The organism is Isoptericola luteus (assembly GCF_020297055.1).
GTDB lineage: Bacteria > Actinomycetota > Actinomycetes > Actinomycetales > Cellulomonadaceae > Isoptericola > Isoptericola luteus.
Genome location: NZ_JAIXCQ010000009.1, coordinates 176,536 through 191,166, shown reverse-complemented (window position 1 = coordinate 191,166; position 14,631 = coordinate 176,536). Strand labels below are relative to the sequence as shown.

The window sequence follows — 14,631 nt, the reverse complement described above, 5'->3', positions numbered from 1 at the left end:
CGGAACTTGTTGTCGGCCGAGTCTGCGGCTCCGCTGCGGGCGGGTGCCTCGTCCCTCGACCCCCACCCTCCGCTGCGCCTCCGCCTCAGCCGGAACTTGTTGTCGGCCGAGTCTGCGGCGCCGCTGCGGGCGGGTGCCGCGTCCCACCGCCCCCCCCCCCCCCCCCCCTTTTGTGGGGGGGGGGGGTTCGGCCCGCTGACGCCCCCCCCCCCCCCCCCCCCCCCCCCCCACACAACGCTCTGGGGTCGGTCAGGGGCGGCCGGCGTGGGGCATGGTCTCCGCCCAGCGGACGGGCGTCTCGCGGACGTCGATCCCGGGGCGCGGCGCCTCGACCATCATCCCGTCGCCCGCGTAGATCGCCACGTGCCGGATGGTCGCCGGGTCGGACGTGTCGTTCGCGTAGAAGATCAGGTCGCCCGGGCGCATGCGGTCGTAGGGCACCTTGCCGACGGTGAGGTACTGCGAGCGGGACGTGCGCGTGATCCAGACGCCGGCGGCGTTCCACGCCTGGGACGTCAGGCCGGAGCAGTCGTACCCGGGGTCACCCTCGCCGCCCCACTCGTAGGGGGTGCCGATCTTCGAGCGCGCCCACGCGAGCGCCTCACGACCCTGAGCGGCGCTGCCCTGCCCGACGCCGCTGACCGGCGGCGTCTCCGGCTCGGGCTCCGGCTCGGGCTCGGCGGTCCGGGTCGGCTCGGGTGCCGGTTCCGGGTCGCTCGTCGGCCGCGGGTCCGGGGCCGACGACCGCGCGGGTTCCGGCGATCCCGCGGCCGGCGCCGCCGCCGCCTCGGCGGCCTCCCGCGCCGCGCGCTCGCGCGCGCGGTCGACCTGCTCCTGGCGGGCCTGCTCCCGCTGCCGCTCGATCTCGGCGCTCGTGCTGCGCAGCTGCCCGAGCCGGGCGTACAGCCGGTCCCGCTCGTCCTGCGCCGCGGCGGTGCGGGCCGTGAGGTCGTCGGCCGTACGGCGCGCGGTGTCGAACGCGGCCTTCGCCGCCTCCCGCGCCTCGGCGAGCTCCGCCCGCGCCGCCCGCCAGCGGGCGTCGGCCCGCTCCGCCGTCGCGCGCAGGTCCGCGTGGGCGACGAACGCCGCGGCGTTCTTGCGGTCGACGGCGCGCTGGGCGCTCTCGCCGGCGACGATGTCGCCGAGGTCGCGCGAGCCCGTGACCACCGTCAGGGGGCCGACGCCGTCCGCGCCACGCGCCGTCGACCGGTAGGCGTCGGCGATCGCCGCCCGTACGTCGCCCTGGGCCGCGCGCGCCCGCTCCGCCTGCTCCCTCGCCTCGTGGGCCGCGGCCTGGGCGGCACGCACCGCCTCCTGGGCCTCGGCGTAGTCCTCGGCGGCGGTCTGCACCGCGGCCTCGGCGGTCGCGAGCTCGGCACGGATGGCGTCGAGGCGGTCCTGCGCCCCGCCCACGTCGAGCTCGGCGGCGTCGACGGCCTCGTGCGCGGCGGCGACGTCGTCGTCGCTCGGCCGGTCGGACCCGAGGGGGCCGGTGGCGCCCGCGGTGGGCGTCACCGCCAGCAGCAGCGGTACGAGGACCGCCGTGATCCGCACCGCCGCGATCCGCACCGCCGTGCGGGCGGGGCGGCGGCCCGGCCCGGTGTCGTGGGCCCTCGCTGTCGGTCGCGTGCGCGACATGCCGAGCTCCTCCCTGCTCCCCCTGCTCCCCCTGCTCACCTGCCGGCGCCGGCCGGCGGGCAACCTGCCCAGGCTCGCCCACGGGTGCCAGGGCCGCCACTCGGAACGCACGCGTCGGTGCTCGCCGCAAGGCGACACGCCGTCCATATCCTGGTCTCGAATCGTGGACCGGTGCTGTCGCGAGCCGCCGTGCCGGGCTACGGTCGATCGCATGACCTGTCGAATGTGCCGCTGACCACCGCGCACGTTCGCCTGCCTGCGGCCGGTCACCGGCCCAGTCATCCGCTCCCGTGCGCAGCCGACCGCCGCGGCCAGCCTCAGCAACGCAGGCACTGGGTGCCCCGCGGCCCGTTCACCGCCGACCGAGCCCACCGCGATCCCCCGGAGCACCTCATGACCCACCCGACCTGGACCTTCGAGACCCGCCAGATCCACGCCGGCCAGCAGCCCGACCCCAGCACGGGCGCTCGCGCGCTGCCGATCTACCAGACCACGTCGTTCGAGTTCCCCAGCGCCGACGTCGCCGCCGACCGCTTCGCGCTCGCCGACCTCGGCCCCATCTACACCCGCATCGGCAACCCCACCCAGGAGGCCGTGGAGACGCGCATCGCAGACCTGGAGGGCGGCGTCGGCGCGCTGCTCGTCGCCTCCGGGCAGGCCGCCACCACCCTCGCGATCCTCAACGTCGCGCAGGCCGGCGACCACGTCGTCGCCAGCCCGAGCCTCTACGGCGGCACGTACAACCTGCTGCGGCACACGCTGCTCCGGCTCGGCATCGAGACGACGTTCGTCGACGACCCGCACGACCTCGACTCCTGGCGCGCCGCCGTCCGGCCCACCACCAAGGCCTTCTTCGGCGAGACCATCCCCAACCCGCGCGCCGACGTGCTGGACATCTCCGGCGTCGCCTCCGTCGCCCACGAGGTGGCGGTTCCCCTCATCGTGGACAACACGATCGCCACCCCCTACCTCGTACGGCCGATCGAGCACGGCGCGGACGTCGTCGTGCACTCCGCCACCAAGTACCTGGGCGGTCACGGCACGGCCATCGGCGGCGTCATCGTCGACGGCGGCACCTTCGACTACGCGGCGCAGCCGGAGCGCTTCCCCGGGTTCAACGAGCCGGACGAGAGCTACCACGGCCTCGTCTACGCCCGCGACCTCGGCGTCGGCTCGGCCCTGGGGGCGAACCTGGCCTTCGTGCTCAAGGCCCGGGTGCAGCTGCTGCGTGACCTCGGCCCCGCGGTCTCGCCGTTCAACGCGTTCCTGCTCTCGCAGGGCCTGGAGACGCTGTCGCTGCGGATCGAGCGGCACGTCGCCAACGCGCAGCGCGTGGCGGAATGGCTCGAGGAGCGCGACGACGTGCGCACCGTGCACTACGCCGGGCTTCCCTCCTCGCCGTGGCACGAGAACGCGCAGCGCTACGCGCCGAAGGGCGCCGGCGCCGTGATCGCGTTCGAGCTCGACGTCGAGGACCCGGAGCAGGCGTCGGCCGCGGGCCGCGCCTTCGTCTCCGCGCTGGAGCTGCACTCGCACGTGGCGAACATCGGCGACGTGCGCTCGCTCGTCATCCACCCGGCCTCGACGACGCACTCCCAGCTCTCCCCGGCCGCGCAGGCGCAGTCGGGCGTGACGCCGGCGCTGGTGCGGCTCGCCGTCGGGCTTGAGGGGCTGTCGGACATCCTCGCCGACCTCGAGCTCGGCTTCGCGGCGGCCGGGTCGACGACCGGCCGGACGACCGGGGCTGCCGCCGACGAGGCCGCCGCGTGACCGTGACGGACCACCGGAGCTCCACCCCGAGGCGGGCACGGGCGCGCGACGCGGCGTCCGTGCCCGCCTCGGGCGCCTGGCGCCAGGGCGACCCGCCCGGCGACCGACGGTTCGCCGACCTCGGCGCCGTCGAGCTCGAGTCGGGCGGCGTCCTGCCCGACGTCCGGATGGCGTACGAGACCTGGGGCGAGCTCGCCCCCGACGGGTCCAACGCCGTCCTCGTGCTGCACGCGCTCACCGGCGACGCGCACGTCGCCGGCCCGGCCGGGCCCGGCCAGACGACCGCCGGCTGGTGGGAGCAGATGGTCGGGCCGGGTGCGCCGATCGACACCGACCGGTACTTCGTCGTCGCCCCCAACGTGCTCGGCGGCTGCCAGGGCACCACCGGGCCGGCGTCGACCGCCCCCGACGGCCGGCCGTGGGGCGGCCGGTTCCCGCACCTCACCACCCGCGACCAGGTGGCGGCCGAGATCGAGCTCACCCGCCAGCTCGGGATCACCGGGTGGGAGCTCGTCATCGGGGCGTCGATGGGCGGGCTGCGCGTGCTCGAGTGGGGGCTGCTCGGCCCCGAGCAGGGGATCGAGGTGCGCAACATCGCGCCCGTCGCGACGACGGCACAGTCCTCCGGCGACCAGATCGCCTGGGCGCACCCGCAGCTCGGCGCCATCCGTGCCGACCCACGCTGGCGCGGCGGCGACTACTACGACGCGGCCGACGACGACGGCCCCCACGCCGGCCTCGCCGTCGCCCGGCAGATCGCCCACACCACGTACCGCACCGCGACGGAGCTGGACGCCCGCTTCGGGCGGCTGCCACAGGGCGGCGAGGACCCGCTCACGGGGGGCCGCTACGCCGTCCAGTCGTACCTCGACCACCACGGCGACAAGCTCGCGCGGCGGTTCGACGCGAACTCCTACCTGGTGCTCACGGAGTCGATGATGACGCACGACCTCGGGCGCGACCGCGGTGGTGCGGAGTCCGCGCTGTCCCAGATCACGGCGCGGGCGCTCGTCGTCGCGGTCGACTCCGACCGGCTGTTCCCGCCCGCGCAGGCGGGGCGGATCGCCACCTGGCTCCCCCGCGCCGAGCCGCTGCGGATCATCACGTCCGACTTCGGTCACGACGGGTTCCTCGTCGAGTTCGACCAGCTCGGACCGATCGTGGCGGAGTTCCTGGCCGAGACGGCGAGCGTCCAGGACCGCGCCGGGTCCTGACAGGACCAGCCGGTGCCGCGCAGCACGCTCCGAGGGCGGCTGTCGGACCATGCGCCTAGCGTGGTGGTCGGCCGCCACCCGGCGACCGCAACCGCACGGCGTGCGACGACCTCGAGGAGCGTCCGTCATGGTCCGAATGAACCCGTATCTCAGCTTCAAGGACTCGGCCCGCGAGGCGCTCGAGTTCTACCAGTCCGTGCTCGGCGGCGAGCTGGACGTCTCCACCTACGGCGACCTGCCGGAGATGGGCGCCGACCCCGCGGAGCAGGGCCTCGTCATGCACGGCCAGCTCGAGACGCCCGGCGGCCTGACGCTCATGGCCGCGGACACGGGGTCGATGATGCAGTACGTGGCGCCCACCAGCGGCATCACCGTGGCCCTGACCGGCGGGCCCGACGACCTCGCCTACGTGACCGCCGCCTACGAGAAGCTCGCCGACGGCGGCACCGACGTCATGCCGTTCGGCCTCGCGCCCTGGGGCGACCACTACGGGCAGGTCACCGACCGGTTCGGCATCACCTGGATGTTCAACGTGGGGACGGCGTAGCGCGTCACGCCGGCCGGTCGACGGCCACGGCGAGCTGCTGCGGCGCCTGGATGCAGTAGGAGTCGGTCAGCAGCTCGGCCAGCTCGCCCCAGTCCGTCTCGTCGTCGAGCAGGAGCCCGACGACGTTCTCGCCCCAGTCGGTCTTGAAGTACGGCGCGCCGAGGTGCGCGAACGCGGCCACCTCCCCCGGCTCGGCCCGAAACGTGACGCGGAACCGCTGGTCCTCGCCGCCGAAGACGTGCGCCACCGTCGAGTGGCGCACGCGCCAGCGCGTGCCGGTCCATGCGGACTCCTCGATGCACTCGGGGAAGTCCAGAAGGGACCTCAGGCGTTCGACGAGCTCGTGCGGGACGTCCGGTCGATCAGGCATGCCCCGAATCTGCCACGCGCCGCCGACACCGACCGTTCGCGACCCGGGCTAGGCGAGGAGCACGGCCTCGCGCCGCGCCGCGAGGCCCCGCAGCGCGACGGCGGCGTCGCCCTCGCGCGCGTCGAGACGCCCGCGCACCGACTGCACGGCCGTCGTCGCTGCCCGCACGCGGTCGATCGCCTCGGCGATGCGGTTCCGCACCGACCAGTCGGTGAAGATGTTGTCGAACCAGACGTCGAGCGTGCGGGTCAGCCCGTCGATGCCGACGCCACCCACCCCCCGCTCGCCCAGGTCGCCGAGCTCCACGCTCAGGTGCTGCAGGGCGGCGTCCGCCTGCCGCAGGAGCTCGGCCGCCCGGTCCAGCTTGTCGTGCTTGACCATGCTCGCCAGCATGCCGCCGTCGAAGAACGTGTCGTAGGTGGACCACCCGTCGGCGCTGCGCAGGTGCCCGGCCGCGGCGTCGAGAGCGGCCTGGGCCCGCAGCGCCGCCGTCTGCGCCTCCGCGATCTCCACCTGCTGGGCCCGCAGCGCGCCGGCGCGCTCTGCCAGGTCGGCCAGCTCGGCCGCCGGCCGGCCACCCGTGCCGTGCACCCAGGCCTCCTTCGCCGCGAGCGCGGCGGCCCATCGGGTCTCGACGTCGCCCAGTGCCCGGATCGCCTCGTCGACGACGGCGAGCTCGCGCGTCGCCGTCGCCACACGGGCCTGAGCCGTGGCCGCGACGTACTGCGCCGCCTGCTGCTCGGCGCGCTCGGCGTCGAGCCGCTGGTCCCGGGTGCCCCGCAGCGCGGTCCAGACGCGCGCCAGGCTCAGCGACTCCAGTCGCGCGACGTCGGCCGTCTCGTCGTCGAGGGCCGCCCGGGCCGTCGCGTGTGCGGCCTCGGCCTCCCGCAGCGCGGCGAGCGCCACGTCACGGCGCGCGGTCTGCTGCCGGTGCTCGACGACGGCGCGCCGTGCGCCCGTGAGCTCCGTCTCGATCGCGGACGGCGCGCCGGGAGCGGTGGCAGACTGACCGGCCGACGGACCGGTGGGCCGGGCAGAGGCTGAGCCGGCGGTCGGTGCGGCGGGCTCGTGGTCCAGCGGTGACATGCCGCACAACCTATCGCCCGACGACGAGCCGGGACCCACCCAGTAGGTTGGTGCGCATGCTTGCCGCCACCGTCGCCCGGTTCTCGCCCGACACCCCCCTGCGTGGCCTCAAGGTCACCGACCGGCCCGCGCCGGAGGTCCGCGAGCACTGGACGACCGTCGACGTGCGCGCCGCGAGCCTCAACCACCACGACCTGTGGTCGCTGCGCGGCGTCGGGCTCCGTGAGGACCAGCTCCCCATGACGCTCGGCACGGACGCCGCGGGCGTGGCGCCGGACGGGTCCCGCGTCGTCGTGCACGCGGTGATCGGCGCTGACGGTCACGGCGTCGGCCCGCGGGAGCCCCGCTCGCTGCTGTCCGAGCGTCACCCGGGCACGCTCGCCGAGCAGGTGTCCGTGCCGACGGCGAACCTGGTGCCCCTGCCCGACGAGATCTCCTTCGCGGAGGCGGCCTGCCTGCCGACGGCGTGGCTCACGGCGTACCGGATGCTCTTCGGCGCCGCGGACCTTGCTCCCGGGGGTCGGGTGCTGGTCCAGGGAGCCGGGGGCGGGGTCGCGTCCGCGGCCACCGTGCTCGGTGCCGCTGCGGGGATCGAGGTGACGGTGACGTCCCGCTCGGAGGCCAAGCGGGCCCGTGCGCTCGAGCTCGGGGCCGCGCACGCCGTCGCGCCCGGAGAGCGGCTGCCGGCCAAGGTGGACGCCGTGCTCGAGTCCGTCGGACAGGCCACGTGGGCGCACTCCGTGCGGTCCGTGCGGCCGGGCGGCACGATCGTCGTGTGCGGCGCAACCTCGGGCGATGCCTCGCCGGCGGAGCTCACCCGGATCTTCTTCACCGAGATCCGGGTGCAGGGCGTGACGATGGGCTCCCGCGAGGACCTTGCCGCGCTCGTGCGCTTCTGCGCGCGCACCGGTGTGCGGCCGGTCGTGGACGCGCAGGTGCCGCTCGACCGCGTGGCCGAGGGACTGGCGCGCCTCGAGGCCGGCGAGCAGCACGGCAAGATCGTCGTGCTGCCCTGACCCGACGCCCGGCCGACAACCCGCCACTCAGGCGCCGGCGCGACGCTCAGGCGAAGTAGCGGCGGAAGGCGTCGATCAACGACCCGGAGCCGTCCGCGAGCTTCCAGACGCTCCAGCCGTCCGCGGTGGGCGAGCCCGACGCGGACGACGCCGCGTGGTCCGGGTTGCGGTACAGGCTGCCGTCGGGGAGCTCGATGGTGCCGTCCGCGTGCAGGATCGCCTCGAAGTGCTGGCGCCGCCGCGGGCGCGACCAGGTGAGCCCCGTCGACCGGCCGAGCTGCTGCGCGAGGGCGACGAGGTCCGGGTCGCTCGAGGCGTCGATGCCCGCGAACGCCGGGGCGAACGTGCCGGCGCGGGGGGCGTGCTCCTCCGGCGGCGCCCAGGGCGCGGGGTCGAGCGGGCCGCCCAGCGGGTCGTGGTGGTGGTCCGGCGCCGCGTACTGCTGGAGCTCCGGAGCTGCGTACGGCTGGTGCTCCGACGCGCCGTACTGCTGGTCCGGCGTCCCGTACTGCTGGTCCGGCGTCCCGTACGACGAGCCGCCCGAGTACGCGGAGCCCGGGTAGGACGACCCACCCGAGTACGCCGAGTCGCCGTACGACGACCCGGTCGGGTACGAGGACCCGCTCGAGTACCCCGAACCGCTCCCGTACGGGTCGTCCGTGTCCAGCGGCGGGACGCCACTGAGCCGCGGGGGCTCCAGCGGCGGCACCTGGAGGCGCGGCAGGTCGTCGTCGGCACCCGACCAGCGGGGCTCAGGGATCGGCGGCTCCTGGCGCGGGGCGTCCCACGGCGAGGGGGCGGGCAGGTCGAAGGCGGGCGCGGCGACCGCGGCGAAGGCGTCTCCCAGCCCGTGGTCGTCGCCGTACGTCCGCTCCGGCGTCGGCTCGTCGAAGCCCCCATAGCTCCGGGGGGTCTCCTCGGGCGCGTCGACGTCCGACCCCGCGAACCGGTCCGCACGGGACCGCCGTCGCACGGGAGCGGTTCGGCGCGACGCTGACGAGCCGCCGGGGAGCGACGTCGGCAGCGCCTCGGACGGGCGCGCCACGGGGAACGGGGCCTCCGGCTCGGCCGGGGGCGGGGGCGGCGGGGGCGTCGAGGGCAGGGGCAGGCCGGACCCGCGCGGGAGCGGCGGCTGCTCGCGCGTGTCGCCGAACCCTTCGCGGTCGTCACCGGCCCACGAGGCGGCCGCCCGGCGGCGGTCGGCGCGCGAGGGTGCAGGCTCGGCACGCGACGCCGGGCGTTCGGACGCCTGGGTGCCGGCCGGCTGCTTGCCCGTGAGCGCGAGCCCGACGGCGACGCCCTCGGCGAAGACCTCGGGGTCGTGCCCCACCACGGGTGTCGCGCTCGTGGCCGGCCCCGACACCCCGGGGTTCCGGCGGTCGAGCGTGGGCATCTCGTGGGAGCCGGAGAGCCGGGGCGCGGTCGGCTCGGAGGCGGGGTGGATCACCAGGGGCGAGACGTCGACGAAGCGGCGGCCGTCGGCGCTGTGCACGACGCCCATCTTCAGCACCTCGACCGGCATCGTCGGCTGGCGCAGGAAGTCGACGGCGTTGAGGATCTCCTCGCTCGCCTCCTGGCAGATGATGATGAGGCGGGCGCTGCTGCGGCCCGGCTGCGACCGGGTGATCGGGACGCTGTCGTAGAACGCGGCCACGTCGCGGTGGAACGCCGACGTGCCGCCGTGGTACCGGGAGGCGAGGTCGGCGCGGGTCAGCCGGCCGGCGGCGCCGGCGTGGTCGAGCGCACGGGTGAGCGCCGCCTCGTCGAGGTCGGCGACCAGCTCGACGACCACGGGCGACCCGGTCGCATCGAGCGCCATCAGGTGCGGCTCGCCCGGGCCGTTGCCGGGGGCGACCGGGAAGATCTGCTCGCCGAGCAGCCCGTCGATGTGGCTCTCGACGACGCGGTGGGCGGTGGTCCCGACACCAGGTTCACGGCCCGCCTGCTGCTGGCCGGCCTGGACGAGGAGCGGTCGCTGGGCGTCGACCTCGAACAGTGGCATGCACACAACTCCTGGCTTCGGATCACGACCCCCGCGGTCGGACCCCGGCGCCAAGCCTAGGTCAGATCACCGTGTGGCTCGTCACGTCCGGCTTTTCGGTCATTACCGCACAGAAGGTCTTCACGGAATGGGCAAACGCCGCGTTCCGGGCCGGCGGCGGCGTCTCGCCGGGGCGTCGGCGACCCGACGCCGAGGCGGCGTCAGTCGCGGTCGCCCGTCTCGGCGAGCCGTTCCTCGACCCGCTCCACCTTCGCGTCGAGCTGACCCGTGTATCCCGGCCGGATGTCCGCCTTGAGCACGAGCGAGACGCGGTGGCCACCGGCGGCCACCGCCTCGGTGGCACGCTGCACCACGGGCATCACCTCGTCCCACTCCCCCTCGATCTCGGTGAACATCGACGTGGTGCGGTTCGGCAGGCCCGAGGCGCGCACGATGCGGACGGCCTCGGCGACGGAGTCCGCGACGGACTCGCCGGCACCGAGCGGGGCGACGGAGAAAGCGAAGACGGCCATGCGCCCATCCTGCACCCGCCGAGCGTCGCGGTGGTCGACGTCCTGGGTGACCCCGGGCGGCATAGGCTCGTCGGGTGAGCATCCCCTCGGCACCTCGCGTCACCCTGCTCGCCGGCGGCGTCGGCGGCGCACGCCTCGCGCACGGCCTCGCCCTCGCGCTGCCGGACGGCGGCGCCGAGCACCTGCGGGTCGTCGTCAACGTCGGCGACGACACCGAGCGCCACGGCCTGCTGGTCTCGCCGGATCTCGACACCGTCATGTACACGCTCGCCGGGCTGAACGACGAGGCGCGCGGCTGGGGCCTCCAGGACGAGACCTACGCGATGCTCGACCAGCTCGCCCGGCTCGGCGAGGACACGTGGTTCACGCTCGGCGACCGCGACCTGGCCACCCACGTGGTGCGCACCGCCCGGCTGGCTGCCGGCGAGCCGCTGAGCGTCGTGACCGCGCACCTCGCGGCCGCGCTCGGCGTGCGGGCCGGCGTCGTGCCCGTGACGGACGACCGGCTGCGCACGCTCGTCGACACGCCGTCCGGGCGCGTCGCGTTCCAGGAGTACTTCGTCCGGCGGCGGCACGCCGACGCCGTGCTCGGGCTCACCTTCGACGGGGCCGAGGCCGCGCGCCCCGCGCCCGGGGTGCTCGACGCGGTCCGCGCCGCGGACGTGCTCGTGGTGGCGCCGTCGAACCCGTTCCTGTCCGTCGACCCCGTGCTCGCCGTGCCGGGCGTGCGCGACGCCGTGCGGACGACGTCGGCGCGGCGCGTGGCGGTGAGCCCCATCGTCGGCGGCCAGGCCGTCAAGGGGCCCGCCGCGCAGATCCTGGAGTCACTGGGGCACGAGGTCTCCGCGCTCGGCGTCGCACGCCTGTACACGGGGCTGGTCGACGTGATGTGCATCGACGAGGCCGACGCCCACCTGGCCGGGCCCGTGGGCGACCTGGGCCTCGAGGTGCTGGTCACCGACACGATCATGGGTGGGCCCGCCGGGCGCGAGCGCCTCGCTCGGGAGCTGCTCGGCGCCGTCGGCCCGGCCGCGTGACCGGCGAGGCGGCCCCCCACGTGGCCGGCCGCGCGCGAGGTGCTGCCGTGGGTGGCACCGTCGCCGTCGTGCCCCTGCGCGACGGCGTCTCTGGCAAGTCCCGGCTCGCGACGGCGCTCGCCCCGCCCGCGCGGCGCCGGCTGGTCGCCGCGCTCGCCCGGCACGTGGTCGGGGTGCTCGGCGCCGCTCCCGGCGTCGACCGCGTCGTCGTCGTCACCGCCGACGTGCCCTTCACCACCGAGGCCCTCGGGCTCGACGGCGATCAGGTCGGCAGTACGGGATCAGAGCGGCAGTCCGGACTGCCGACCCGATCACGAACTGCCGACCTGATCGGCCCCGTCGCGGTGGTCGCCCAGCCGCGCGAGCGCCCCGGGCTCGACGGCGCGGTCGACGTCGGGCGGGAGCGGGCCGTCGCGCTCGGCGCCGCACGGGTGCTCGTCGCGCACGCCGACCTCCCCCTGCTGTCGCCCGACGACGTCGCCGCCGTGCTCGCCGCCGCGTCGCCACCCGATCGGCGCGGCGGTCCGGGATCAGAGCGGCAGCCCGGACCGCCGACCCGATCACGGACTGCCGACCTGACACCCGTCGTCGTGGCCACCGACCGGCACGGGTCCGGCACGAACCTGCTGCTCGTGCCGGCGGTGTCGCCGTTCCGGTTCCGGTTCGGCACCGGTTCCCGCGCCGCCCACCTCGCGGAGGCTGCCCGGGTGGGCCTGCCGGGCGTCGTCGTGCGGCGGCCCGGTACCGCCGCCGACCTCGACACCATCGACGACTGGGGCGAGCTGCCCCCCGCCGCCCGGTCCTGGCTCGACGGCGTGACCGGTCGGGCGCCCGCCTGAGCCTGCCCGGTCGGCCGCGCCTCACACGGCGTCGAGCCGGGCCCGGAGCTCCGGGTCGAGGTCCAGCTCCGCGCCGCCGAGCAGCTCGTCGAGCTGCGCGACGCTGCTGGGCCCGATGATCGGGACCACCGGCACGTCGCCGCCGAGCAGCCAGGCGAGCACCACCTGGTGCGGGGTGGCGCCGATCTCGGCCGCGACCTCGCGCAGCACGCGCAGCCGCTCGTGGGTGGTCGGGTGGTCGAACCCGTCCCACAGGGGCTTGTCGTCACGCACCAGCGCGCCCTGCATGAGCGGCGAGTAGGCCACGACGGCGAGCGGGCTGCCGGCCTCGGACGACGCGCGGGCGTAGTCGAGCAGCTCGTACGACGCCCAGTTGTGGCGACCGACGTCGGGGCGCGGGTACGGGTACGTGAGCTGCTGCTGCACCAGCCCGTAGGGCGCGACGCCCTGGCGACGGGCCTCCTCGCGCGCCTCGACGACGCGGTGCAGCGCGACGTTGGAGATGCCGGTGACGCCGACCAGCCCCACGGCCTGGAGCTTGCCGAACGCCCCGACCGTCTCGGCGAGGGGGGTGTCGTTGTCGTCCACGTGGCCGTAGTAGGCGTCCAGGTGGTCGACGCCGAGGTGGCGCAGGCTCTCCCGCGCCTCGGTGGCGAGGGTCTCGGCGCCGAGGCCCTGGTAGTTCGTGGGGGGTACGTGCTGCAGCGGCAGGTTCGGGTCCTTCTTGGCCGCGCCGGCCTTGGTGGCGATCCGCAGCGAGTCGCGGTTGCCGCGGTCTGCGAGCCAGCGGCCGATGACGTCCTCGCTGTCGCGCCCGTGGCCGCCGCCCCAGCCGTTGTAGTTGTTCGCGGTGTCGAGGAACGTGCCGCCGGCCTCGACGAAGCGGTCGAGGATGGCGCGGGACGTGGCCTCGTCGGTGCGGGTGCCGAAGTACATGGTGCCGAGGCACAGCGTGCTGACCTCGAAGGACGTGGTGCCGTCGCCGATGGTGCGGTAGCGCATGGGGTTCCCTCCGGGTACGTGCCGACGGTGGTCTCCGCCGGCTGACGTCTTCGACGCTACGAGCGGATCGGTCCGGGTGTACCGTCCAATCCTGTGGTGATGTCCCAGACCAATCAGCGCCTCGCGTGGGACACCGTTCTCGATCTCGGCGACGACGACGCGCCCCTGGTGTCCCGGCTCGAGCGCGCGGTGCGCGACGCCGTGCACGACGGGCGCGTCCCCGGGGGCGCTGCGCTGCCGCCCAGCCGCGTGCTCGCCCAGACCCTGGGCGTCTCACGCTGGGTGGTGACGGAGGTCTACGGCCAGCTCGTCGCGGAGGGGTTCTGCGAGGCCCGTGTCGGGTCCGCGACCCGGGTCGCGCCTGGCGCCGCCGCGCACGCCGTGCCGAAGCACCACGCGCCGTCCGGCCGCCCGAGCCCCGCCGCCCCCGCGCGCCGCGACCTGCGTCCCGGCGTACCCGACCTGCGCCAGGTGCCCCGGTCCGCCTGGCTCCGGGCGGTGCGCGACGCGCTCACCGACGCGCCCGACACCGACCTCGGCTCGCCCGACCCGGCGGGCCATCCCGCCGCCCGCGCCGCCGTCGCCGCCTACCTGGCCCGGGCGCGCTCCACCTGCGCCGGCGCCGACGACGTCGTCGTGACGCACGGTGCCGGCGACGGCATGACCCGGCTCGCCCGCGCGCTCCGCGCCGCGGGGCACACGGCGCTGCTCGTCGAGGACCCGAGCTGGGGCCGGCTGCGCGACGTCGCCCGGGCGGCCGGGCTCCTCCCCGTCCCCGTCCCGGTCGACGACGGCGGGGTCGTGACGGACGCGCTCGTGGCGGCGGCCGCGCGCACCGGCGCCCGCGCGGCCCTCGTCACGCCCGCCCACCAGTTCCCGACCGGGGTGGCGCTGGCACCGGCGCGCCGCGACGCCCTCGTGTCGTGGGCCCGCGACGTCGACGGGCTGGTGATCGAGGACGACTACGACGCCGAGTTCCGGTACGACCGGCGGCCCGTCGCGGCCCTGCAGGGTCACGACCCGGGCCGCGTGGCCCTGCTCGGGTCGCTGAGCAAGACGGTCTCCCCCGCGTTCGCGCTGGGCTGGCTGCTGGCGCCCCCGCAGTGGCTCGACCGCCTCGGCGAGGACGCGGGCGGCGCGGCGCCGTCGACGGTCGACCAGCTCGCGCTCGGCCGTTTCCTCACCGACGGCGCCTACGAACGCCACCTGCGGGCCGCGCGGGGACGCTTCCGCCGGCGACGGGCCGCACTGCTCGAGGCGCTCGGCGCCGCGCTGCCCGGGCACGAGGTCAGCGGGCTGGCTGCGGGGCTGCACGTGGTCGTCGCCCTGCCCGACGGCGTCCCGGCCGCAGCCGTCGTCCGGGCGGCCGCCGCGCGCGACGTCGCCGTGACCGACCTGCGCCGCTACCGCGTGAGCGCCGGGCCGCGCGCGTCGTCGCCGGACCGCTCCGGCGAGGCGCTCGTCGTCGGCTACGGCAACCTCGCCGACGCCCGCGTCGACGAGGCCGTGGCCGCGCTCGCCGCCGCCGTGCGCGCGACGACGACAGCCGAGGCATCGAAGCGGTGATACCCAGCGCATCGCAGAAGTGAGGGTCAGGC

Annotated in this window: 13 protein-coding genes; 7 read left to right on the top strand and 6 right to left on the bottom strand. The window is 75.9% G+C overall.

All coding sequences use genetic code 11. From position 1 onward, the window contains the following. Positions 1–249: 249 nt before the first annotated feature. A complete protein-coding gene (locus LEP48_RS13860; protein WP_225566181.1) occupies positions 250–1,638 on the bottom strand; it encodes a C40 family peptidase in 1,389 nt (462 codons plus the stop codon). 393 nt (positions 1,639–2,031) lie between these two features. On the opposite strand from LEP48_RS13860, the gene LEP48_RS13855 reads away from it, so the two are divergent. The 3 genes from LEP48_RS13855 to LEP48_RS13845 all read left to right on the top strand — a co-directional run bounded on the left by LEP48_RS13855 (position 2,032) and on the right by LEP48_RS13845 (position 5,169). Further along, a complete protein-coding gene (locus LEP48_RS13855) occupies positions 2,032–3,408 on the top strand; it encodes a bifunctional o-acetylhomoserine/o-acetylserine sulfhydrylase (protein ID WP_225566180.1) in 1,377 nt (458 codons plus the stop codon). Then, positions 3,405–4,622 (top strand): homoserine O-acetyltransferase MetX, encoded by a 1,218-nt coding sequence (gene metX / locus LEP48_RS13850; protein WP_422723840.1) that lies wholly within the window; start codon positions 3,405–3,407, stop codon positions 4,620–4,622. Before LEP48_RS13855 ends, metX begins: the two co-directional genes overlap by 4 nt. A gap of 127 nt (positions 4,623–4,749) precedes the next feature. Further along, positions 4,750–5,169, top strand: a complete 420-nt coding sequence (locus LEP48_RS13845; RefSeq protein WP_225566179.1) for a VOC family protein — start codon at positions 4,750–4,752, stop codon at positions 5,167–5,169. Between the two features lie 4 nt (positions 5,170–5,173). Here the strand turns inward: LEP48_RS13845 and LEP48_RS13840 are convergent, their stop codons facing one another. Together LEP48_RS13840 and LEP48_RS13835 are read right to left on the bottom strand one after the other, a co-directional pair. Continuing rightward, positions 5,174–5,539, bottom strand: coding sequence for an MmcQ/YjbR family DNA-binding protein (locus LEP48_RS13840; RefSeq protein ID WP_225566178.1), 366 nt, complete (start codon positions 5,537–5,539; stop codon positions 5,174–5,176). Between the two features lie 48 nt (positions 5,540–5,587). Beyond that, complete coding sequence (locus LEP48_RS13835; protein ID WP_225566177.1) at positions 5,588–6,625, bottom strand: hypothetical protein; 1,038 nt, start codon at positions 6,623–6,625, stop codon at positions 5,588–5,590. A 56-nt stretch (positions 6,626–6,681) separates the two neighbouring features. Here LEP48_RS13835 and LEP48_RS13830 point away from each other — a divergent pair, with 56 nt between their 5' ends. After that, on the top strand, positions 6,682–7,641 hold the full coding sequence (locus tag LEP48_RS13830) for a zinc-binding dehydrogenase (RefSeq protein WP_225566176.1): 960 nt from the start codon (positions 6,682–6,684) through the stop codon (positions 7,639–7,641). 46 nt (positions 7,642–7,687) lie between these two features. Here LEP48_RS13830 and LEP48_RS13825 read toward each other — a convergent pair whose 3' ends face one another. Together LEP48_RS13825 and LEP48_RS13820 are read right to left on the bottom strand one after the other, a co-directional pair. Continuing rightward, positions 7,688–9,643 carry a restriction system modified-DNA reader domain-containing protein gene (locus LEP48_RS13825; protein ID WP_225566175.1) on the bottom strand — a complete coding sequence of 652 codons (1,956 nt, stop codon included), beginning with the start codon at positions 9,641–9,643 and terminating at the stop codon, positions 7,688–7,690. Between the two features lie 200 nt (positions 9,644–9,843). Continuing rightward, a complete protein-coding gene (locus tag LEP48_RS13820; protein ID WP_225566174.1) occupies positions 9,844–10,155 on the bottom strand; it encodes an MTH1187 family thiamine-binding protein in 312 nt (103 codons plus the stop codon). 74 nt (positions 10,156–10,229) lie between these two features. Between LEP48_RS13820 and cofD the strand changes: the two genes are divergently transcribed. Together cofD and LEP48_RS13810 are read left to right on the top strand one after the other, a co-directional pair. Beyond that, positions 10,230–11,192 carry a 2-phospho-L-lactate transferase gene (gene cofD, locus LEP48_RS13815; protein WP_225566173.1) on the top strand — a complete coding sequence of 321 codons (963 nt, stop codon included), beginning with the start codon at positions 10,230–10,232 and terminating at the stop codon, positions 11,190–11,192. A 47-nt stretch (positions 11,193–11,239) separates the two neighbouring features. Next, positions 11,240–12,031, top strand: a complete 792-nt coding sequence (locus tag LEP48_RS13810; RefSeq protein WP_225566172.1) for a CofC family guanylyltransferase — start codon at positions 11,240–11,242, stop codon at positions 12,029–12,031. A 21-nt stretch (positions 12,032–12,052) separates the two neighbouring features. On the opposite strand, the gene LEP48_RS13805 is transcribed toward LEP48_RS13810, so the two are convergent. After that, positions 12,053–13,033 (bottom strand): aldo/keto reductase, encoded by a 981-nt coding sequence (locus tag LEP48_RS13805; protein WP_225566171.1) that lies wholly within the window; start codon positions 13,031–13,033, stop codon positions 12,053–12,055. Positions 13,034–13,132: 99 nt separating this feature from the next. Between LEP48_RS13805 and pdxR the strand changes: the two genes are divergently transcribed. Beyond that, the gene (gene pdxR / locus LEP48_RS13800; RefSeq protein ID WP_225566170.1) at positions 13,133–14,599 is read left to right on the top strand and encodes a MocR-like pyridoxine biosynthesis transcription factor PdxR; all 1,467 of its coding nucleotides are present in this window, start codon (positions 13,133–13,135) and stop codon (positions 14,597–14,599) included. Positions 14,600–14,631 lie beyond the last annotated feature (32 nt).